The organism is Salinicoccus luteus DSM 17002, from assembly GCF_000712035.1.
GTDB lineage: Bacteria > Bacillota > Bacilli > Staphylococcales > Salinicoccaceae > Salinicoccus > Salinicoccus luteus.
Genome location: NZ_JONV01000008.1, coordinates 102660 through 124490, shown reverse-complemented (window position 1 = coordinate 124490; position 21831 = coordinate 102660). Strand labels below are relative to the sequence as shown.

24 protein-coding genes and 1 pseudogene are annotated in these 21831 nt (G+C 49.0%); 11 read left to right on the top strand and 14 right to left on the bottom strand.

The genetic code is table 11. The annotated features are described in order from the left end of the window. Window positions 1–55 precede the first annotated feature (55 nt). Window positions 56–841: an SDR family oxidoreductase gene (locus BO53_RS0105415; protein WP_031546305.1), complete on the bottom strand. Its 786-nt coding sequence runs from the start codon at window positions 839–841 to the stop codon at window positions 56–58. Between the two features lie 139 nt (window positions 842–980). On the opposite strand from BO53_RS0105415, the pseudogene BO53_RS13705 reads away from it, so the two are divergent. Both BO53_RS13705 and BO53_RS0105405 read left to right on the top strand, forming a co-directional pair. Further along, window positions 981–1154, top strand: a pseudogene (locus BO53_RS13705) (SDR family oxidoreductase); the annotation flags it as partial. A gap of 181 nt (window positions 1155–1335) precedes the next feature. Then, window positions 1336–2034, top strand: coding sequence for a DUF554 domain-containing protein (locus BO53_RS0105405; protein WP_342665363.1), 699 nt, complete (start codon window positions 1336–1338; stop codon window positions 2032–2034). 16 nt (window positions 2035–2050) lie between these two features. Here BO53_RS0105405 and BO53_RS0105400 read toward each other — a convergent pair whose 3' ends face one another. Beyond that, window positions 2051–2758, bottom strand: coding sequence for a DNA alkylation repair protein (locus BO53_RS0105400; RefSeq protein ID WP_031546301.1), 708 nt, complete (start codon window positions 2756–2758; stop codon window positions 2051–2053). Window positions 2759–2938: 180 nt separating this feature from the next. Between BO53_RS0105400 and BO53_RS0105395 the strand changes: the two genes are divergently transcribed. Then, window positions 2939–3694: a hypothetical protein gene (locus tag BO53_RS0105395; RefSeq protein ID WP_031546299.1), complete on the top strand. Its 756-nt coding sequence runs from the start codon at window positions 2939–2941 to the stop codon at window positions 3692–3694. A gap of 141 nt (window positions 3695–3835) precedes the next feature. After that, the gene (locus tag BO53_RS0105390) at window positions 3836–4297 is read left to right on the top strand and encodes an Hsp20/alpha crystallin family protein (protein WP_031546297.1); all 462 of its coding nucleotides are present in this window, start codon (window positions 3836–3838) and stop codon (window positions 4295–4297) included. A 374-nt stretch (window positions 4298–4671) separates the two neighbouring features. On the opposite strand, the gene BO53_RS0105385 is transcribed toward BO53_RS0105390, so the two are convergent. Then, a complete protein-coding gene (locus BO53_RS0105385; protein ID WP_051683021.1) occupies window positions 4672–5550 on the bottom strand; it encodes a YsnF/AvaK domain-containing protein in 879 nt (292 codons plus the stop codon). Between the two features lie 233 nt (window positions 5551–5783). Between BO53_RS0105385 and BO53_RS0105380 the strand changes: the two genes are divergently transcribed. Next, window positions 5784–6551, top strand: coding sequence for an SDR family oxidoreductase (locus BO53_RS0105380; RefSeq protein WP_031546293.1), 768 nt, complete (start codon window positions 5784–5786; stop codon window positions 6549–6551). A 329-nt stretch (window positions 6552–6880) separates the two neighbouring features. On the opposite strand, the gene BO53_RS13870 is transcribed toward BO53_RS0105380, so the two are convergent. Further along, window positions 6881–7018, bottom strand: coding sequence for a hypothetical protein (locus BO53_RS13870; RefSeq protein ID WP_156956097.1), 138 nt, complete (start codon window positions 7016–7018; stop codon window positions 6881–6883). 448 nt (window positions 7019–7466) lie between these two features. Between BO53_RS13870 and BO53_RS0105365 the strand changes: the two genes are divergently transcribed. Further along, the gene (locus BO53_RS0105365; RefSeq protein ID WP_031546291.1) at window positions 7467–8345 is read left to right on the top strand and encodes a patatin-like phospholipase family protein; all 879 of its coding nucleotides are present in this window, start codon (window positions 7467–7469) and stop codon (window positions 8343–8345) included. A 35-nt stretch (window positions 8346–8380) separates the two neighbouring features. Here BO53_RS0105365 and BO53_RS0105360 read toward each other — a convergent pair whose 3' ends face one another. The 3 genes from BO53_RS0105360 to BO53_RS0105350 all read right to left on the bottom strand — a co-directional run bounded on the left by BO53_RS0105360 (window position 8381) and on the right by BO53_RS0105350 (window position 10935). After that, window positions 8381–9730, bottom strand: coding sequence for a M20/M25/M40 family metallo-hydrolase (locus tag BO53_RS0105360; RefSeq protein ID WP_031546288.1), 1350 nt, complete (start codon window positions 9728–9730; stop codon window positions 8381–8383). Between the two features lie 124 nt (window positions 9731–9854). Beyond that, window positions 9855–10037 (bottom strand): hypothetical protein, encoded by a 183-nt coding sequence (locus BO53_RS0105355; RefSeq protein WP_031546285.1) that lies wholly within the window; start codon window positions 10035–10037, stop codon window positions 9855–9857. A 163-nt stretch (window positions 10038–10200) separates the two neighbouring features. Next, the gene (locus BO53_RS0105350; protein WP_031546283.1) at window positions 10201–10935 is read right to left on the bottom strand and encodes an SDR family NAD(P)-dependent oxidoreductase; all 735 of its coding nucleotides are present in this window, start codon (window positions 10933–10935) and stop codon (window positions 10201–10203) included. Window positions 10936–11051: 116 nt separating this feature from the next. On the opposite strand from BO53_RS0105350, the gene BO53_RS13555 reads away from it, so the two are divergent. After that, window positions 11052–11681 (top strand): TetR/AcrR family transcriptional regulator, encoded by a 630-nt coding sequence (locus BO53_RS13555; RefSeq protein ID WP_051683020.1) that lies wholly within the window; start codon window positions 11052–11054, stop codon window positions 11679–11681. A 5-nt stretch (window positions 11682–11686) separates the two neighbouring features. Here BO53_RS13555 and arr read toward each other — a convergent pair whose 3' ends face one another. The 3 genes from arr to BO53_RS13550 all read right to left on the bottom strand — a co-directional run bounded on the left by arr (window position 11687) and on the right by BO53_RS13550 (window position 13195). Then, window positions 11687–12097, bottom strand: a complete 411-nt coding sequence (arr, locus tag BO53_RS0105340; RefSeq protein WP_031546278.1) for an NAD(+)--rifampin ADP-ribosyltransferase — start codon at window positions 12095–12097, stop codon at window positions 11687–11689. 241 nt (window positions 12098–12338) lie between these two features. After that, a complete protein-coding gene (locus tag BO53_RS0105335; protein ID WP_031546275.1) occupies window positions 12339–12728 on the bottom strand; it encodes a DUF3021 family protein in 390 nt (129 codons plus the stop codon). Between the two features lie 11 nt (window positions 12729–12739). Beyond that, a complete protein-coding gene (locus tag BO53_RS13550) occupies window positions 12740–13195 on the bottom strand; it encodes a LytTR family DNA-binding domain-containing protein (protein ID WP_051683019.1) in 456 nt (151 codons plus the stop codon). Between the two features lie 348 nt (window positions 13196–13543). On the opposite strand from BO53_RS13550, the gene BO53_RS0105325 reads away from it, so the two are divergent. Further along, the gene (locus BO53_RS0105325; protein WP_031546270.1) at window positions 13544–15280 is read left to right on the top strand and encodes a DUF2207 domain-containing protein; all 1737 of its coding nucleotides are present in this window, start codon (window positions 13544–13546) and stop codon (window positions 15278–15280) included. A gap of 118 nt (window positions 15281–15398) precedes the next feature. Here BO53_RS0105325 and BO53_RS0105320 read toward each other — a convergent pair whose 3' ends face one another. Continuing rightward, window positions 15399–15674 carry a hypothetical protein gene (locus tag BO53_RS0105320; protein ID WP_031546267.1) on the bottom strand — a complete coding sequence of 92 codons (276 nt, stop codon included), beginning with the start codon at window positions 15672–15674 and terminating at the stop codon, window positions 15399–15401. Window positions 15675–15987: 313 nt separating this feature from the next. Between BO53_RS0105320 and BO53_RS0105315 the strand changes: the two genes are divergently transcribed. From BO53_RS0105315 to BO53_RS13865, 3 genes are all read left to right on the top strand, one after another. Then, on the top strand, window positions 15988–17661 hold the full coding sequence (locus tag BO53_RS0105315; RefSeq protein WP_031546264.1) for an alpha-amylase family glycosyl hydrolase: 1674 nt from the start codon (window positions 15988–15990) through the stop codon (window positions 17659–17661). 193 nt (window positions 17662–17854) lie between these two features. Further along, entirely contained in the window at window positions 17855–18295 is a 441-nt protein-coding gene (locus tag BO53_RS0105310; RefSeq protein ID WP_031546262.1) for a hypothetical protein, read from the top strand. A 279-nt stretch (window positions 18296–18574) separates the two neighbouring features. Further along, entirely contained in the window at window positions 18575–18748 is a 174-nt protein-coding gene (locus BO53_RS13865) for a hypothetical protein (protein ID WP_156956095.1), read from the top strand. Window positions 18749–18831: 83 nt separating this feature from the next. Here the strand turns inward: BO53_RS13865 and BO53_RS0105300 are convergent, their stop codons facing one another. Genes BO53_RS0105300 through BO53_RS13345 form a run of 3 tightly spaced genes read right to left on the bottom strand, consistent with a single transcriptional unit; the run spans window position 18832 to window position 21624 of the window. Continuing rightward, the gene (locus BO53_RS0105300; RefSeq protein WP_245608198.1) at window positions 18832–19731 is read right to left on the bottom strand and encodes a glycine betaine ABC transporter substrate-binding protein; all 900 of its coding nucleotides are present in this window, start codon (window positions 19729–19731) and stop codon (window positions 18832–18834) included. Window positions 19732–19778: 47 nt separating this feature from the next. Then, window positions 19779–20615 (bottom strand): ABC transporter permease, encoded by an 837-nt coding sequence (locus BO53_RS0105295; protein WP_037341875.1) that lies wholly within the window; start codon window positions 20613–20615, stop codon window positions 19779–19781. Continuing rightward, window positions 20611–21624 carry a quaternary amine ABC transporter ATP-binding protein gene (locus BO53_RS13345; RefSeq protein WP_245608197.1) on the bottom strand — a complete coding sequence of 338 codons (1014 nt, stop codon included), beginning with the start codon at window positions 21622–21624 and terminating at the stop codon, window positions 20611–20613. Before BO53_RS13345 ends, BO53_RS0105295 begins: the two co-directional genes overlap by 5 nt. Between the last annotated feature and the right edge of the window lie 207 nt (window positions 21625–21831).

Below are 21831 nucleotides of genomic sequence, written 5' to 3'. Positions count from 1 at the left end.
GTCCGATGCCTCTATTCTTTTTTACCGTAGAGCTGCCTTCATGGAATGGAGAACCCTATATCTCGATGTCCCAGTTCTCCCGCTCCTCTTTGCGCATGTTCTCTGCAGTCTCTTCAGGATATGCGGTGCGGAACTTATGGTGGTCCTTCGGAATGACTTCGACCATTTTGTCGATCATCATCTGCGGATCATTCTGCTGGTCGAGCCCCTGCTCGCTTTCCTTTAGGTTTTCGACGGAAGTATGATGCTTTTCGGAATCGAACCATTCCCACTTCTCTTCCACGGCGCGGTCATTGAATCCGGTGTCAAACGGTCCCGGGTTGATTGTGGCCACCTGCACGTTGAATTCTTCCATCTCCTGCCTCAGCGACTTGGCGATGGCTTCCAGGGCGTGCTTGGAGGACGCATAGAGTCCCTTGTAGGCAGAAGCCATCGTACCGGCCATGGAGGACATGAAGACGATCTTGCCCTGCCGCTTTTCGACGAAGTGCTCTGCTGCGATGCGTGCAGTCTCGAGTGTACTGAAGACATTCACTTCGAACAGCTGCCTCAATGCCGACATCGGCACTTCCCAGATCGGGCCGCCTTCATTGACTGCAGCATTGGCGACGAATACATCATAGTCATAGCGTTTCATGCGCTCCCGGTCATCCGGGTTGGTGATGTCCATCTTGAGGATTTCAAGGTCGACACCTGTCGCTTCTGCCGCTTCCTTCAGTCCAGTGATCTGAGGGTGGTTCTCTACAGCGGCGATGACCTTATGCCCTTCTTTTGCCAGTCCGAGTGCCGTCCCCTTGCCGAGTCCGGAGCCCGCACCTGTAATCATGATGGTTTTAGCCATTTATAATTGCCTCCTTGAATGCTTTGTTGATGATGGTTCATTTTTCCCCTCTTATCACCATCCTAAACGCGCCCGGGGCCTCATGAGGAAGTGGCAGTGTTGCCAATTATGGACCATAATGAATTATTTCTTCAATTAGAACGATGATATGGAGCCCGGCGATGCATTCAAGGAATTCTCCGGCGCCATCTCCCTCGGCCGTTATCAGGAACAGCAGGATGTCGCCAAACTCGTCAGCTTCTTGGCATCAGAAAAAGCAGGCTATATTACAGGACAGGCAATCGTCACAGACGGTGGACTCGTATACAGATAGAAATGATTTACAAAAAGGCTTTGGAGCACATCAAATGCTCTAAAACTTTTTTATCATGCCATTCAATCAGCAAAATCCCCTTTGACAATCCTTCATACCAGTAATATCCTTATAATAATCAAAATTCATCAGAATATTTTACACAATCTGATGATGTCCATCACAGAAATGAGGAATAGCAATGCTGTCACTTCTTGGTACGGCGGTGAATGCGCTGGCCATCATCACCGGCAGCTTCATCGGCCTGTTCTGGCGCAACATCAATGAGGATATGAAGACCACCATCATCCAGGGGCTCTCGATTACAGTGATCGTCCTCGGTATCGACATGGCACTGGAAAGCAATCGGATCATCATCGTTGTGGTCAGCATTGCGCTCGGTGCAATGCTCGGGGAGAGATGGCGCATCGAGGAGCGGATGAACCGCTTCGGCATATGGCTTGAGACGAAGACCGGGGCGAAGGAGGGTGGCGTGGCAGCGGCCTTCGTCACGGCGACACTCGTCTATGTGGTCGGTGCCGTCGGCATCGTCGGTGCACTGGACAGTGGCCTCCGGGGCGATCATACGGTACTCTTCACAAAGTCGCTGATCGATGGCATCATGTCCATCTTCCTGACTTCGGCACTCGGCATCGGCATCATCTTCTCCGCCGTTCCGGTGTTCCTGTTCCAGGGCGCCATCACGATATTCGCCGCCCAGATCGACCGCTTCATCCCACCGGATCTGATGGACCAGTTCATCATCGAAATCACCGGCGCAGGCGGCGTCATGATCATCGCCATCGGCCTCAGACTCCTCGGCATCCTGAACATACGGGTAGCGAACCTGCTTCCGGCGATACCGATCATCATGCTGATTGTGGCCGTCCTGTACTACTAGACACCCGCAATCTGATTCAGCACCTTACATACCTCCTTTTGAAGCCAATCCGATCCTTCTCGACCTGCTTCTGGATGTTCCCGTAGGCATCCAGTATGGCAGGTTTCTTATTTTCCCTGATCACTTCGACCGTCCCGACCCTTCTTGCGGTTTCGACCGCTTTGTCATGCAGCGGCAGGAAAGATGCCGCGACTGTATAGATGAAGTTGTTCATGGAAGCTTTGGCCCGTTCGGGCGCATCATGGATTTCCTCCTCCGCCCTATCGAGCATCCCCGATATCTTGCCGGTTTCGAACGCCTCATCCTTCCGGCTGCCGAGCAGCCAGCAGTAGCAGCTCCACCCGGCCGACATCTTCATTTCCTCCCCGCTGTCGATCCATCTGTCCGCCACTTCCTGGGCGATATCCGACTCGGACAGGGTGACGGAGACGATGTTGTCGGAGATCATATAGAAGTAGGCGCCATCGATCCACCGTTCGTAGTCCGCTTCCGTCATGGCTTTCGGATCTGCGATGATGCCCGCGAAGTACATGGCATCATAGTTGCCCGTCGCATACAATGACTCAGCAAGCGCCTGATCGGTCTTTATTTTCTTCGACATCGGTTTCATGGCCCCTGTCGCCACCCCGAAAACCGGCTCCTTGGCTCCATTCGACATATACATCTTTCTGGTGCGTTCCTTTCCCAGACCTTCAAGCTCCTGCATGACAGTATCGAAATCCATATTCAGCACGTCCCTTCTCATATATGCCCATTGTACCATCCTTCATTTTAAAATGTCACCATTTAACCGAACATATGTTCGTGTTATAATGAGTGTACGTTCGGGTGATACGAAAAATACAGGGAGCCGGAGACGGGGGATGCCTCCAGTCTGTGGACCCTCACCATTGGAGGTCAGGACATGTTTTATAATCTGATATATTTTGATGAAAACCTCTATGACACATACTATACATTCGCCAGCGCCGGCCAGGCGGTGCAGTTCAATGAAATCGAATCCCAGACGGACAAGGGGGGTCAACTGGGATTCAATGACACGCATGTCGGTCTTGGAAAAACTTCAGTCATAAAGGGGGAAATCATCAACAATGCCGCATCGAAACTGATCAGCCTGGAACGGAGCCTCGTGGATAACGACTTCTATGTGGATTTCGAGGGGGAGACGCCTTTTAGGCACATCGGGGACTTGAGCCGCCGGATGATCTTCAGAGCCGCCCTTCCGCTTAGGATCCATGCATCCTTCGATATGTATGAACTGACGAAACTGATGAAGGACAAGCTGGAAGAAGCCGGATTTATGGGAACGAAGTCCGATGACGTCGAACTGTTCAATATGGTGTTTGATTTCGATAAGATCAAACTGCCCGTCTATAATGATGACATGGACACTATCATCTTCAGTAGACTCCATAAGGACTGCCTGCTGATCGAGGAGAATGAACTCGGGGAGTTGGAGGAGGACAACATCATCCTCGCCAAAGTAAAGAAAACGCATGAAAGGCAGTTCACACTGTTCGACCCGCTGAAGGACTTCATCAATCTGAACACGGAGTTGCAGAGACGCCTGGAACAAAGCATTGGAGATAAGGGCATCCTAGCTCCAATCACCGTCTCCTCAGAAGCCATAGAGATTGAAATCATAGCAATATACAGCTGAAGACACAAAAGAAAATACTTTTCTTTAATTTCCCTGAAAATGATGTTTAATATTTTTCGCATGTGGTATAAAGAAACTGAAATTAGCACTCTATATATCAGAGTGCTAAAACTGATTATATGGTAAAAGGAGTGATTGATGATGTCTGGATTGATTCCGTTCAACAGGAAGAAACGCGACCTCACGAGCGCAACCACTGCGAATCCTTTCAACATGATCGATGACTTTTTTGAAGATTCCTTCAATGACCTATGGACACTCAGAAGGAACCTGGCCACAGACCCGTTCAAGGTCGATGTCAGGGAAACGGAGAGTGAATACCTGATTGAAGCCGAGTTGCCGGGTATAAAAAAAGAGGATATCGACCTGAGCCTGAATGACGGCAGGCTGACCATTTCTGTGGATAGAGAAGAACAGTCTGAATCGAAGGATGATGACACATTCATTCACAGAGAGCGGCGCTCCAGCTCCATGCAGCGTTCCCTCTACCTTGCTGATACCGATCCTGAAGGAATAAGTGCGAAGCTCGAGGAAGGGCTGCTCAAAATTACCGTGGCCAAAGTGGAAATGTCTGATGATGTCCGTAAAATTGATATAGAATAACTTTGCCGGGGGTCGTGTTCTCCTCAACTCACTGGACTGAGCCCAGTACAGCAGACAACTAGATAAGGATAGTATTGGCACAGCTTAGATGAGCTGTGCCATTTTCGGTTTTTGCGCCTGGCATCATCGAAGCACCCGCCGTCGGCATCGGCCCTCCAGGAATGCGACCACCTGCTGCTCAGCATTAAGTGCGTAATTTCCTGCAATAGACCAGGAGAGGACTCCGTTTACATGGAATCACCTTTCTGGCCCATACGATACCTTGGCTGAGAGTAAAAATGGATTGCCCTCGCACTCTGTATCTATACACAAAGAGAAACAAAGAGCCGGTCCAGGAAAAATCCTGAACCGGCTCTTTAATCAGTCACTCTATATTATATTCTGTCATCTCTTCTTGGATCATCTGTCAATCCATCCTTCAATGTCTCGTCTTCATCTCTCAGGCCGTCTCTGCCTGTACGACCTGTCGTGCGGCCTGCCGTTTCTTCGTCGATGTCCACATCTTCACGGCGGACATCTTCGGAGACGTGTTCAGTGTCTCTGACCTTATCCTTCTTGACGACGACCTCTTCGGAAACGACGTCTTCCTTGTCTACATTGACGCGTTCTTCATTGACGGGCACTCTGATGGACTCATTGTCATCAGTAAGGTCCCTATCGCCTGCCGGCCTATTGTCATCGACCGGGCGCCGTTCAACTGTAACTTCCTCACGTTCTACCGGAACATCGAATTCCTGACGCTCTGTTTCAGTATGCTTGTCGATGTTGACTTCACCGGTCTTGACGTTTTCCTTGTCGACGTTCAGCCGCTCTTCATGAAGCTTGAGTGACTCCTCGTCTGTAGTGGCATCCCTGTCATCGCGCTCAGCATATGCACCTGTAGTGCCTGCTGCCGGTCCACCTGCAACGCCTGTGCCCTGTCCTTCGACAGTGGCTGTGCCGTCAACATAAAGGAGAATCTTGTCTGCATCAAGTGCTTCCCTGTACTCCTGCTCTTCTGCAGCTGTCAGGTTCATGTTGTTGACTGCCTGTTCCTCAGGTGCGTCACCTGTAAAGAAGGAAACGACTTTGTCCCAGGCACTGCCTTCGGAACTCTTCACTTTAACACCGGAATAGTCGCCAAATGCGCCACCGGCTTCAAGGTCTCTGTTGGATACGATTGTTATCTGATTTTCTTCTACGCCTTCGGTCTTCAGCTGATCGATTCTGCTAATTGCTTCCTGTTCAGTATTGAATGTTTCGATCTTACGCATGATTATCCCTCCGTCGTTCATTTGATTTATTGTATTGATTACCGTCTCGATTGATTGACCATGTCAGCAACATGCTTCAAATCACGGTCAATCTATCGATACCCGTGCATGGCTTTATTAAACATGACAACATTTATGGAAAGTTTGTGTCAACGAGTGTAATCGCTTGCAGATTTTATTAGAAGGAATAAAATGGAAGTATGTAATCCAATTATTCGTAAGGAGAGATATGAATGGCAAAACTGGAAGGTAAAGTCGCGATTGTCACAGGTGCAGCATCAGGAATGGGCAGATCGATTGCGAAGCTCTATGCAAAGGAAGGCGCGAAGGTGATCGTCGCCGACTACAATATGGAGGGGGCCGAAGCGGTCACGGCCGAAATCATTGATGACAGCGGTACTGCGAAAGCGGTCAGCGTCAATGTAGCGGACAAGGATCAGGTGGAGAAGATGATCGATACAGCAATCAGTGAATATGGAGAGCTGGATATCCTCGTCAACAATGCAGGCATTATGGACGGCTTCGAACCGGTCGGTGAAATCACTGACGAGAAGTGGGACCAGATCTTCGACGTCAACACGAAGGGTGTCATGCGTGCAATGCGCAAGGCGGTGAACTACTGGATGGAGAACGAGAAGGAAGGCGTCATCGTCAATACCATCTCCACAGGTGGCCTGAACGGTGCACATGCGGGTGTGGCATATGGCGCATCCAAGCATGCCGTGGTGGCACTCACGAAGAACACCGGCTTCATGTATGCGAAGAACGGCATCCGCGTCAACGGCATTGCGCCGGGCGCAATCGAGACGAATATCGGTTCCAGCATGAAGGGCGCCAGTGAATTCGGCATGCAGCGTGCCGGCATGACGCACGGCCTGTCACCGCGTACCGGCCAGCCGGATGAAGTGGCAGAAGCGGCCCTGTTCCTCGGATCAGAGGCTTCAAGTTTCGTAAACGGCACCGTGCTTACAGTCGATGGCGGCTGGACAGCAGGGTTCTAATAATAAAGGAAACTTCCCACATACTTTAAATGTTTATACTACTCCCCACCTGGGCCCAGGTGGGGAGTAGTTGTTTACTGGGTATATACCGGCAACCCCGCGATTAGATTTAAGCATATAGCTGCTGATTATTCATAGGTGATTGAAATGGCTGATAGCCACGGAGACTAGTACGAGGAAAAAGAAGGGACAGATGATCACCGTTTCCATCCCCTCTTTCAAATACTGCGTAAGTATACTCATTTTCAATGCCTATAAACCCAAATAGAGAATATGGCGTATAGTATCAAGATAAGAAGAACTTGCTTTTTCTAACGAAAATTCTTCGTTTAAAAAACGATAACAAACAACAAAATAATACTAAGAATTAAAAAGACCAAAGCTAAAACCCCAAAAGGAATCCCAAAAAATTTATCCAAAAAAGACCAAACAAAATCTCCTTCTTTATTTTTAGACTTGTCTTCCATATCTTCTCCTCCTTTTTTCAGAATATCATAATATTTATTCCAATTTCCTTTTAGCGTGAACCAATCACAATCCTAAAAACCCAGAATCTGGAGGTAGAAATTTTGATACCTCACGGTATCCGCCTACCGGTTTTCTAGTTTATTCAGGGTCCCTTTACAACAAAATTTTTCTCCGCATAAATGGATCTCTGCAGTTTATTTTGAATACAGGCGCTGAAATGTCCCAGAAAAGTCCTCATGGCGATAAATGTTAGGACCACCCATACCAGACCGAGAAGCAAAGAAGGCTTATTCAACTCCCGCATGCGCTCCCCTCCTAAAGGTTCCTAATCAAAGTCTAACATATGAAGCCTTCCCCAGAATCCGCCATCCTTAACTGCCCCCTCAGATTCTGTTAGAATGGATTATTATATGATATCTACATTTAAAAGGACTGAAGGTGTAATTTATGACGGAAACAGGACTGGTGCTTGAAGGCGGCGGCATGCGGGGCCTCTATACCGCCGGTGTGCTGGAATATTTCATGAGCAAGGAACTTTATTTCCCATATGTCATCGGTGTCTCTGCAGGGGCCTGCATGGGTGCTTCCTACCTTGCAAGACAGCGTGACCGCAACCGGCGGGTCAACCTGGACTTTGTCGAGGACAAGCGCTACATCTCCCTCTCCAACTACATCCGGAAACGTGAACTTTTCGGCATGGATTTCATTTTCGATGAGATTCCGAACAACCTCGTCCCATTCGACACCGATACACTGCTTGAAAATCCGGAGGAGTTCGTCATCGTCACAACCGACTGTGATACTGGTGAACCCGTCTATTTCAGGAAGCAGGACTATGATGCAGATTCCCTTCCGATACTGCTCCGGGCATCAAGCTCGCTCCCATTCGTGGCATCGAGTGTCCACTACCGCGGCCGGCAGCTGCTCGATGGGGGCATCTCCGACCCGATTCCGATCAAGAAGGCGGAGCGCGACGGCTTCCGAAAAAACATCGTCATCCTCACCAAGCCCCGGGGCTACTTCAAGAAACCGAGCCGGATGCCGAAGATCATCAAGTACAGGGACCATCCAATCATCAATGACAAGCTTGGTGTGCGCTACAGGCACTACAATGAAACACTCTATGACATCTCCAAACGCGAGCGTGAAGGCGATGCATTCGTCATCAGCCCAAGCAGAAGCCTCAAGGTCAGCCGGACCGAGCGCAACAGGGAGCGGCTCCAGGCACTCTATGAACTCGGCTGGAATGATGCGAAGGCGCAGTTTGAAGCACTGCAGGAATTTCTCGAACAGCCGGCCGGGCAGCCAATGACAAATTCAAGATAATGAATAAAGGGAGCTGGGTTTCCAGCTCCCTTTATTCATAGTTTGATGTGCTTCATTTCAGCAATCACCCTGCATGTCGTTTCAATGCCACTGAAGAAATGCTCCACCACCAGGTTCTCGTTCGGTGAATGGTTGGCTTCGTCGACGTTGGCATATGGGACGATGACCGATGGGGTACCGAGCACCTTCGTCCAGACGGCATCCGGCAGGCTGCCGCCCATACTTGGCTGGATGAACGCTTCCTTCCCGAATGACGCTTCGGCCGCCTTCCGGATGGGTTCGATGAACGGCAGGTCGACGGATGACCTGGAAGGCGACATCTGCCCGAGCTTCTTCACTATGACATCCGGCGCATGTCTCGCGACATGGTCCCGGATCAGTTCAAAAATGACATCCGGATCCTGGTCCATGACGAGGCGCATATCAATCTTCACTTTGGCATCGCCCGGAATGATCGTCTTCGCACCTTCCCCGCCGTAGCCGCTGGTGAAGCCCGAGATGTTGAAGGTCGGCTCGAAGCACAGCTTCCTATAGTACTCCGTCTTCGTCAGTTCAATGCCACTATGGCCGACATTCCTCCGCACTTCATCCAGATCGAAGGGCAGCGCTTCAATCAGTTCCATCTCCCGTTCAGTCGGTGCCTTCACGGTGTCATAGAATCCTTCGATCAACACCTGTCCATCCGCGCCACGCATCGTATGGAGGAGGTCCATCAGCTTCCATGCCGGATTCGGCACGATGTTCCCTTTATTCCCGGAATGGTTGTCGAAGGCCGCTTCGCGTGTTGCGAGCTCCACATACAGCATCCCCCTGACACCAAGGAGCACGTAGGGATGACCGTCCGGCAGCATCGGCCCGTCGGAAGTATAGACAAGATCCGCTTCGAGTTTCTCCCTGTTCTGGGCCACGAATGAATCAAGGTTCACACTGCCGATCTCCTCCTCGCCTTCAATCAGGAACTTCACATTTACCGGCAGGTCACCTTTCGCTTCAAGATAGGTCCGGATGGCCATGATCTGTGCCATGATCTGGCCCTTGTTGTCCCCGGCCCCGCGGGCATATATCCTGCCGTCACGGATTGTGGGCTCAAAGGGTGGACTGTGCCATTCCCCGATTGGATCCGGCGGCTGGACGTCATAGTGCCCATAGATCAGTATCGTCGGTGCATCATCCGACACGTGATATTCCCCGTAGACGACCGGATGGATTTCCGTCTCCATCAGCTCGACATGCTCGATGCCGGCACTCTTCAGCTTCTCCATCATCAGCTCCGCGCACTCCCTGATGCCCTCATTTTGTGCACTGATGCTCTTCTGCTCCAACACCTCGAACAACTCATCCAGATAACTTTCCCTGTTCTTTTCAATCACGCTTCTGAAATCCATTCATTCTCCCCCTCGTCTGTGATATGTATTCTTCATAACAACCTGTACCGGCAAAATTAAAGGGAGCCATCATTTTCCTCCGCATTGCAGAAATACTGGTCAGGAAAATACGGCTCCCTCCATTCTACATCGCCATGCCGAATATTGTAAGAATCAGGGCAATCCAAAGCACAGCGGCCAGCACAAGGAAGAAGATGCTCCATTTCGACACCCTGCCATTCTCTTTTGCTTCTTTGCGCAATTTCCCCATGAAGAGGATGGTGAACAGAAGCAGAACGATGGCACTGAATATCATTCTGATGACCATGAGATGTGCGCCTCCTTATATAATACTCTACCTTGTGCTATACCCGTCCCATGGCCGGTGTATGCTTAAACAATCAAGAACCGATACCGATTCGATGTAGATTTCAAGTCCTCTCATAAACAGTAAAGAAGCATCTGTCCAGTTGAGGACAGATGCTTCTTTTCTACATTGCAGTAAGACCGCCATCGATGATGAACTCGGAACCGGTGGAATAGCTTGCTTCATCACTGGCCAGGAATGCCACCATGTTCGTCACCTCTTCCGACTGCGCCGTGCGCTTCATCGGAATCTGCTTGGCGAATTCCCGGATCTGTTCGACCGCATCGCCTTCTGACACCATCGGTGTTTCGATGACGCCGGGATGAACCGAATTGACCCGGATGCCGAGTCCTCCGAGCTGGATGGCTGCGGCTTTCGTCAGTCCCCTGACTGCGAATTTTGAGTCGGTATAGCCCGGCGCACCGCCGACGATGCCATTCATGGACGAGATGTTCACGATGGATCCACCTTCCGCCTTCTGCATGGAAGGAAGAACAGCCTTTATTCCAAGGAAGACGGAGACCTGGTTGATGTCGATGATCTTCCTGTATTCTTCTTCCGTCATTTCAAAGATCGACTTGCTCATGCTGATGCCTGCGTTATTGACCAGCACATTGACTGGTCCGAAGGCAGACTCGGCCTGAGCGACGACCGCCTTCCAGCCATCTGCGTCCGTCACATCGTGCTCGACGAATACCGCATTTCCGCCAAGTTCTTCAGCAAGCGCCTCCCCGGCTGAGGTATTGATGTCCGTAAATACCACTTTTGCACCTTCTTCGATGAACCTGCGGACGTGGGATTCCCCCATGCCCCGTGCACCACCTGTAATGATGGCGACTTTCTCTGATAATCCTCTCATGATAACCCTCCTCTAAAAATGATAGTTCAACTATCATTTTTATTATACTACTTTCTTCAGGGATGGGCTATCAATTGCACATGTATTATAATGGTTACAATACAGGAGGGAATGTCATGTCCAAACAGCAGATCAACAGGGAGAAGCGGTATCGGGCCATCATCGACTCGGCAGAACAGCTGTTCACAAAAAACAGCTGGGAGACGGTGCAGATGCAGCACATTGCTGATAAGGCAGGTATTGGTGTCGCCACACTCTTCAGGTACTATCCGAAGAAGGAGCTCATCATCATCGCAGTTGCGGAACAGCTCCTCTTACGCGAACTCAGATTCTTCCATGATATACAGACGAAAACACTGTCCGGCCTCAAAAAGATTGAGGCAATTTTTCATCAATATAACCGTCTGAAGACACCCGCAGCTATAGATGAAGCAAAGTTCATCGACAGATTCGATGCCAACATCAGTGACATCGAGGATTATGGGACTGCCGCCGCCAAATATTTTGAAATCCGCAAAGAGATCGCCGTCATCGTCAAAAATATCGTACAGGAAGGCCAAGCAGACGGTTCACTTCCACAAGGGGCATCCGTGACGGATGAGGTCATGACCATGATCAACAATTTCGGCCTGTTTGCGAGAAAGCTTGCATTGATGAGGGACATCCTGGAACTTGAGACCACCCCTGATGCGAAGCAGCAGCTGACGATCATGCATGACATGTACATGGCACGCCTCAGGGGGTAATGCCATCAGTCTTCAATGATATCCTCCCCCGCTTCACGTAGTTTCGCAAGTCCTTCATGCATCCGGTCGATCTCCTCATCCGTATGCCGCTCCCAACGGCCCAGCTCCGCCACAACCTTAAGCGGCGACTTCGAGCGGTAGGACCGGGTGGGATTCCCGGGGAAGCGTTTGTCCGTAAGGTTGGGATCATTCTCATACGGGCCGGTCGGTTCGACGATATATATCCTTTCCGCACCCTCGCCCTGTGCAAGTTCTGCGCCCCACTTGGCGGCATCCAGTGTGGCAGTGAAATAGACATGGTTCAGCCCCCTGCGCCTGAAGTTCGATTCAAACCCCGGACTCAGCATGTCTCCGAGGGCCAGCTCACCTTTTGTACCATGGAAGAACGGTCCCTCATCCAGCATTTTTTCCATCATCTTCAACACTCCCAACAATAGTATTTTAAATCTGCCAATAGTATATACCGATTTCCATTACAAGTGCAGTCTGTAATTTACTTTTTACATGATGTATAATGAAGGTGGAAGGAACGATAATAAAATCAAAACACATGTCCACTCGAATAAAAATATTTATATGCCACATATAAAGCGCATCCGGTCAAAACCGGGTGCGCTTTACACTTAAATCATGAATGTCCAAAATGCCAACTCTGAATCACTCGCTCCGGTCCAGCCTCTCATTGATCTTCTTCGAATCAAGGATTGCAAAGACATATTGAACCCCGATGATGATCATCATCAGAACAAATGTCATCAAAGCAAATCCGATCATTTCACCCGTCGACATTCCGATCCATCCATTGAAGACCGCCGCTGCTGTAAATCCGATCAGCCCGACTGCCACCTGTGCCGATACGCAAATCATTTCAGGAACATTCAATGTGTAGAGCACTGAGACTGCGCCGATCGCAGCTGAAGCGACCCACACGCTGATTACTTCTGCACTACCTTGTGATGCGTGACCGAAAGCGATATTGACGCTGTACATGAAACTTCCGATCATGAGCGCCCGCATGATAAACCTCATGAGATTTATAGTTATCATCATTTCCCCTCCTATATTCCAAGCATGTTTTTCAACTGGGGTACGTATCTCCTTGAGATGCTCACCTTCATACCATTTGCCATCCTTGCAACCAGGTTCCCGGAAAAAGAAGGCTCGACCCGCTGGATCATCTCCATGTTCAACACCGAGGATTTGGATACTTGCACGAACTTTTCTTTCGATAGTTCCCCCATCAGTGAAGAGAGGGTTTTCGAGGTTTTCAGTGCTTCCTCCTGCGTGTACAATGTCAGCTCTTTCCCATACACTTCAGCAAATATGATCTCCGATTTTTGTACCATCACATACTCCTCCGCCTGTTTCACCACTAATCTCCTCCTGTCACTGGCCAAACTGTTCAGGTGCGACAATATCCTTGCGCCGAGCGTTTGGGACCGGCATTGAATGACGATGTGATTCTCATCCAGCTCTTCATCCAACGTCAACTCGACCCTGTAGTCCTCACTCATTCCCATCTCTCCTTCTTGGTGAATGCTCATAGACCTTTTCATCTTCCACTGCTGCTTCATGTCTTAAGTATAAAAGGAAATGCCGTTCCCATGTGGATTTTTTCCATGACCGGTATCATATACTTCCCAACCGGATATTTCCGTTCTACCCCCGATTCCATAATCACCCCGCATTACACCTTTTATTTTAAATTCTTTAAGCGGCTCTGATTGGTTCACTATAAATAAGCCGGAACAGAAAATGCAATCGCGTAAACTCCATGTGATAGCATTTCATTTTTTCAGCATAAAGTGGAATAATGATAACAAGAATATTTAATTACGTTTTAACGATGAAAGGGGTAGAACATGAAATATATTATGGGGGTAATGGTTACTTTCGCAGCCGTCCTGATGCTCAGTATGGACGCTGAGGCGAACGAAATCACCAATATGCATATGGAAGTGGAGATCAATCCGGACGGTTCGGTGACGGTGACGGAGACGCGGGAGGCCGATATGACGGAGGGCACGGAAAATTATATGGTGTTCGATGATGATGATATGAACGGCGTCGAAGTCACCGATTTCTCTGTCGAAGGCTTTACGGAAGAAGAGAACTGGGATATGGATGCAGGCCTCGAAGAGAAGGCGGGCCGGTACGGTATGATCGATACCGATGACGGGACAGAGCTCGTCTGGGGGATCGGCGACTACGGTGAACAGACGTATGTCGTGAACTACACCCTGGAGAATGCGGTGCGCAATCTGAAGGATGGCCAATCCCTGTACTGGAACTTCGATACATTCACCGAGCTGCCGACGGATAATTTCATAATGGATGTGACATCGGATGTCCCGCTCAATGATGAAGACATCCGTTATTGGGGATTCGGCTTTGAAGGCGATATCGTTGCGGTCGAAGATGGCATCCGCTGGACTGCCGGGGAGACATTGACGAGCGGCAATGATGTCGTGCTGCTGATGCATTTTCCTGAAGGAACGTTCAATACGGACGCAACAGATGACGGGACACTCGAAGAGGAGGCGGCAGCGGCCATGGACGGCTCAATCTACGATGACGGCAGCCTCAGCGGCGGGACCATCACCGCAATCGTCGGTGCGTTCGGTGCTGCTATCGCAGCCATCGTCACCTTCTTCACAAAGTACTCCAGAAGACAGACGAAGGGCGGACATGTGGATTCAGCCCACCACATCAAGCGGAGGAATAAAGGGCGTGAAACCAAAAGGCCGCCTGAGATCGAGGATTACGCAGCCCTCTCCTATGTATTCAAGCATCTGCAAATGAGCTACTTTGAAGATATATTCCAGGCATACTTGATGAAGTGGATGGATGAAGGAAGGATCACGATTGAAATCGATCGGAAGGACGGCCAGAAGCTTGATGAAGGGAAGCCGCAAATCATCATACATGACTATCAGAAACTGATAAAAGGGTACTCCTACTCCTTCAAGGAAGTGAGTGAACAACTGAAGGACAATGATCTGGAAGGCAGCTATGAACCGCTGTTATGGAGGATGATGCTTGATACTGCGGATGAAGGTGTCATCGGGGAAAAGGCATTGAGGAAATGGTCGAAGCAGCATGCGAAGGAAGTCGGCACGGTCGCCGATGAAATCGTGGAGTATTCAAAGCGCTGGCTCGAGGCGCATGGCTATTTCAAGTTTGAAAAAGATAAAGTGTGGGGGATTACGGTACCGATAGAGGCGCCGACTGAAAAAGGCGAGCATCTGCTCGATCAGCTCTCCCAGTATAAAAATTATCTGAAGGAGGATTACCGCCGGATTTATGAAGATGATGACACCTACAGGACCCATATCATCTGGAGCCTGCTTGTCGGCGAAGGCGATGACGTCAGGAAGCACCTGTCCAAGCTCACTCCGAATGAGCAAATTCAGACAGCATATCCAGTGATGATCCATTACTACTTCGGTTCGCATCTGACAGCGCAAAGCTGGTCGAAGGGCCTCGGCCAGGGCGGATTCAGTTCCGTCAACTCTTCCGCCGCGTCAGGCAGCGGAGGATCGACCGGGATGGGCGGCGGCGCTGGTGCCGGCGGCGGTGGCGGTGGCGGTGCCCGCTAGATAATGAAGAAATAGAAAATGGCCCAGCTTGCTTCGCAGTGCTGGGCCTGATTTTTAGGGGCTCTACTCAGAGTGATTTCTATGAGAATGAGGTCCTATATCACGCAGCCTGGACGAATCAGCTTTTCAGGCTGTCCACATACTGCTTGCCTTCAATGAGTGAGAGGCCGAGGGCTTCCCTGGCCCGCTTGATCGCCTGGGTTTCCTTCCCCTCATTAATGAGACGACGCAGTTCATCATTGACCGGATTTTCAGGCATGTCATACTGCGCTGCAATCTGCTCCAGCATCTGCTGCGTATTCCTAATGCGTCCTTCCAGCCTGTCTATTTTGCTCATCAGTATAAACACCGTGAACAATAGAATGGCCACTACGCTCAAAAGCATGGTTTGCATATCCTTCCCTCCCCTGGGATCAATCAGGATTGAAGCTATCATAGTGAATCCCGGCACCATTTTATCACTAATACCCGACGCCTTGAATAAATTCCCTTTTTCTTTCAGGAAAGGGCTGGATTAAAACCCGGTGATTCCACGATATCATTGGTCCCCTCACTTAGGCACCGGCTCGCTTGGCCGGTCTGTCCTCCCGTCATGCTGAACATAGCCGGACACTCTTTAAGCCATTGTGCTATCAATGATTGTCCTTTGATTATATTGAATGATTTTGGGGAAGATGTAGATAAACAAAAAATTGGAAGGTGACATGATGGGCCACAGAAAATGGTGGGAAGACGCAATCATCTACCAGATCTATCCGAGAAGTTTCAGGGATACGGATGGAGACGGGATCGGAGACATCAACGGCATATTGGAAAAACTGGACTATATTGAATCACTGGGTGTGAACACGGTGTGGATCAATCCGATGATCCTGTCCAACCAGGAGGACAATGGATATGATGTCATCAGCTATACAGAAGTTGATCCCCTCTTCGGTTCGGAAGCGGACGGGGAGCGGCTGATCCGGGCACTGAAGGACAGGGGCATGAGGATCATATTCGATTTCCCCCTGAACCATACATCCGACCAGCACCCCTGGTTCCAGGAAGCATTGAAAGGTCCAAAGAACCCCTACCGCGACTATTACGTATGGACGGACGGCAAGGACAACCGGCCATATCCGAATAACTGGACGGCCGCTTTCGGCGGCTCCGCCTGGAGCAGGGAGCTCAACGGCAACCAGTACTATCTGCATCTCTTTAAGCAGTCCATGCCGGATGTAAACTGGGATCATCCGCCTTTACGGAAAGAGATGGCCGAAGTGCTGAAGTATTGGATCAAAAAAGGAATTGATGGTTTCCGGCTGGATGCGTTCATCTATATCGATGTCGACAAGGACTTTCCGGAACACCCTGAGGAGATGGGCCCGGGACAGGACCTCAATGAAAACGGCGGGAATATCCCATACTATTTAAGTAAAATGAATGAATCGATCAAAGAAGCGGGAGAGGATGTCTTCCTTGTCGGAGAGGCTACAAGCGCAGATGCCGAACTGGCACAATGGTACACGGACCCCGAGAACAACATGGTGGATAAAATCATCACGATGCAGTACTTTCCGGAAAAAGAGGATGAGAAGGATGACGCCGTGCCGGGGGACAAACAGCATGCCCCACTCGATCTGAAGGCATTCAAGGAAGTCCAGAAGGCATTCCAGGCGCAGGAAGACAAGGGCGGTCCGGTCCTATTCTGGACGAACCATGATATGCCGCGCTCCCTCCATAAATTCGCCAGCGCGGACCCGGAATTCCGGGACAATGCGGCCAAGATGATGGCTGCGCTGCTGTATCTGCAGAAGGGAATCCCCATCATCTATAACGGGGAAGAGATCGGCATGAAGAACACCGCCTTTGATGATCCGGGCAACATACCGGATGCCGGGGTGATGGACTTCTACCAGGAAGCGTCCAAGGCCGGCTGGGACCATAAGAAAATCATGCGTCATCTGAACCTCACCGCCCGGGATGTCAGCCGGGGCATCATGCAGTGGGATGACAGTGAAAAAGTCGGATTCACAGACGGACTTCCGTGGACGCTGTATAACCGTGAATCCAAATATAATGTGGAAGACCAGGAGAAGGATGAAAACAGCATCCTCCACTTCTACAGGAAACTGATCGAATTGAAGAAAACTGAGCTGTTCCAAAAAGGCGCCTATGAAATGCTCGAGACGAAGGACACCCTCTATGTCTACAGAAGGACTTTGGATGAGAAGGAAGCCCTCGTCTGCTGCAACTTTTCAGAAGAAGCGGACACAATCGAAATCGCAGAAGAATGGAAATCAGATCACATAGTCCTTGAAAATGACGGCAACAGTCTGGAAGACGGCAGATTGCACCTCTCCCCATATGGAGCCGCCGTATTTATTAAAGATGAATAGACCAAGCGAGATAGTCCCCTTTTATAGGGGGCTGTTTTTTTATTTGCATTCCCCAGAATATGATGCCCAAGTTAATTTGATGCAGAATTATTGTATGGTAGTCTATACAATATATGGATAATTGAATATTGTTCTCTTCTTATAATGTATATTGGGAGAAGAAAAAGTCTATATGAGATGGAGGCATAACACTATGGAAATTACCGTAAAACGCCGCACTTGGCTACTCGGGATACTTATGTCAGTGAGTCTGAAATTCAACGGAGAACCCGTGGCTTCCCTCTCTGGGTTTCAGGAAAAAACAATAAGCATTCCTGAGCCGGAGGGCCAGTTGGAGTATATACAACCCATGGACCGCAGTCACCAGGTTCATGTCAAGGACGGGGACATCATTACACTCAAGGAGACCCCTTTAAATAAAACTTTGAATATCCTCTTTTTCACCACCCTCCTCTACAACATATTTGCCAACAGTTACGTTTTGTATACCGGTAATTTTTTTGATCATCGGCTGTCGGGAATGCTGGCAATCGCTTCTTTCATTGTATTTATTGCAGTTGGAGTGATTTCCCTTTTCTTCAATTCCTATAGACTCGTTGTCGAGAATAAATCTGAGCTGGCACAAGCAGAATAAATTAATACATCACATTTAAGGAGCGTAAACCATGGGGCAAAAAACTATATTATTTCCTATTGATAATTTTAGCTCTCAACGCCCTGCGCTATGGAATATACTTAATAGAAGACGGAGTTGAACCCTATTCTTTAACGATGTTCATTATCAATCTCATTTCATTAATCATAATGCTATTCTATAAAAACAAACCATCATCCAATAATGATGATTTCATACGTAATAGTCCTGAATGAAAGTTGAAAATATTACCTTACCACAAAGCCCTTCTAGCTGATATTGGCGAAGGAAGCCCTCGTCTGCTACAACTTTTCAGAAGAAGCGGACACGATCGAAATCGCAGAAGAATGGAAATCAGATCACATAGTCCTTGAAAATGACGGCAACAGCCTGGAAGGTGGAAGACTGCACCTCTCCCCATATGGAGCCGCCGTGTTTATCAAAGATGAATGACCCTGATGCCCCCTCCTCTTTTGTGTTTGATATAAAACAAGGAAGCCTGGTCTTATCGACCAGGCTTCCTTGTTTTTTCTTACTTATTCACTTGCCTGCAGCCACTCATCGATTGTGTCCTGATTCTCATCAATCCAACTTTGGGCAGCATCTGATGGATCAGCACCATCTTCTATTTCTAGCATTACTTCTTCCATATCTCCAGTTTCCCAATAGAAATTATTCAAAATTTCATAGGCGCGTGGTGCATCTTCTTCTAGGCCTTCACGTGCCAGCGTGTTGATTGTTTCAGCTTCCCCGAATACACCTTCTGGGTCTTCAAGATACTTGAGGTCATATGTCTGGAACTTCCAGTGTGGCGTCCATCCAGTTACGATGATTTCTTCACCGTTGTCAATTGCTTGACCCAGTTCAGTTGCCATCGCTCCTGAAGAGGAAGTCTGGACTTCCCATCCTTCGAGGTTATCGTATGTTTCCACTGCGTCTTCTGCTGCCTGTACGACGCCGGCTCCCGGTTCGATGCCAGTGACCTGCTGCCCGGCTTCATCGGACAGGTCTGCGATGGAATCTACAGGGAAATCTTCAGGAACGACAAGGCCAATCTTTGCACCTTCAAGGTTTGGACCCAGATCGTCCAGGCTTGACTCATGCTCATCGTACAAATCTCCATGAGTCAGGGGCACCCACGCTGAAACCATTGCATCAGTATCTCCTGATGCGACGGACTGCCACATTACTGCGTTATCCAGCGGAGTGATCTCCACGTCGTATCCTTCAGTTTCGAGGACCTTTTGGATTACGTGCGTTGATGCGATTTCGGAATCCCACTCCACATAAGGGATTTCGATGGTTTCCTGTCCGAGTTCAGTGCCGCCTTCACCGTTGTCGGCTTCTTCGGTCTGCTCTTCTTCGCCGCCTCCGCCACATGCAGCAAGTACAATTGCCGTCATTGAAGCGAGGAGCAATAAATAGATTTTCTTCATGAACCATACCTCCATATAAATTTATTTTAAAAAAATTGTTACTGAAGTCATTTGGCACTTCGTGCCTGGGTGAAACGGTCAATGATGATGGCCAGGATGACGATGCTGAGCCCGGCAACGAATCCGGTTCCGACGTCTGCACGCTGAAGTGCACTCAATACATCCCTTCCAAGTCCTGGAGCCCCGATCATGGAGGCAATGACCACCATGGATAATGCGAGCATGATCGTCTGGTTTATCCCCTGCATTATGGAAGGCTGGGCAAGCGGCATTTGAACTTTCAACAGTTTTTGCATGGTCGTCGTTCCGAATGCATCACTTGCTTCAGTCAATTCAGGGTCAATCTGCCGGATGCCCAAGTTCGTCAGTCTGATTGTCGGCGGTGCAGAGAAAATGAATGAAGCGAACACGCCCGGCACCATGCCGATGCCGAAGAATGCGACTGCAGGTATCAGATAGACGAATGCAGGCATCGTCTGCATGAAATCCAGAATAGGCTTCATAACCGCTTCAAAACGATCGCTCCGGGACATCAATATGCCGAGCGGAACTCCCAGCACCACTGAAATCAGCGCACTGATCAGAACAAGCGTCAATGTACTCAGCATGTTGGACCAAAGTCCCTGATCATATATGAATAAAAGGCCGAGCGCGACAAGTATGGGTGCAGTAATCGTACGCTTCATGAAGAGGAAGGTAAGCACCATTACAGCGAGTATGAATATGACAGGAGGGATCGCCGTCAGTATGTCGATGATGAAATTCATCACGGAACTGAGTGCAATCTCGATCGGATCGAATATGAACTGGAAAGTATCCGTCAGCCAGGAAACAAAATCCGAAACCCAATCGTCCACCGGGAAATTAGGCATGAGATTCTCAATCATCAGACTCCACCCCACTTCCTTCAGCCAATACTTTGTAGACGGCACGGGAACTTAAAGTGCCGACGACCTTATCATTCTCTTTAACTGCAATGACTTCTGCACCCTCTTTAAAGTAATTGAAGGATTCAGTAAGCAGTTCATGGGATTCTATCGCATCGTCCAGGCTGTATGCAGCAGCATCGTCCGTCGTATCCATCAGATGCTTGATCCGCAATACTTTCGCATGGTTGATGTCCTTAACGAAGGACTTGACATAATCATCCGCCGGCGATGTGATAATATCCACCGGTGTACCGATCTGGGCGATTTCCCCATCCTTCATCAGAGCGATTTTGTCCCCGATGTTGAGTGCTTCATCCAGGTCGTGGGTGATGAAGATGATTGTCTTCTTCATATCCTTCTGTATATGTACGAGCTCCTGCTGCATTTCTTTCCTGATCAGGGGATCCAATGCTGAGAAAGCTTCATCCATCAAGAGGATGTCCGTGTCATTCGCAAGCGCCCGGGCAAGACCGACACGCTGCTGCATCCCCCCTGATAATTGTGCCGGATACTGATGCTCGTATCCGTCGAGACCGACCAGTGACAGGGCCGACTGTGCTTTTTCAAGACGTTCCGATTTCGGAACTTCCTTGACTTCCAGACCGAATGCCGCATTTTCCAGTACAGTCTTGAAAGGAAAGAGCGCGAAATTCTGGAAGACCATGCTGAAATTCTTTCTCCTGAATTCCCTCAATTCATCCTTGTTCATTTCCGACACATTCTCGCCTTGTACGGTAATCGTTCCTGTGGAAGGTTCTATCAAACGGTTGATCAATCTGATGAGCGTGGATTTACCACTCCCGGAGAGTCCCATTACGACGAAGACCTCCCCTTCATCGATTGAGAAATCCACTGATTTTACAGCCACCGTCGAGCCTGTTTCAGATAAAATATCCGCTTTGGATTTCCCTTGTTCCAGCAGGTTTTTTACTTTATTATCATATTTCCCAAATACTTTGGTCATATTTGATATTTCAATTACACTCAAAAGATCTCCCTGCTTTCTCTTTATTAATCTGTTTCTTGAAGCTATGTATTCCATAATTGAAAAATTATGGTTCGAAGCGACTTCAACTATATAAGCCTATCATTTACTTCATAAGGATGTCAAAGTTACTTCCAATATGAAAGTTGTAAACCTATTGTAATCATGTACTTTTTGAACCTCTCC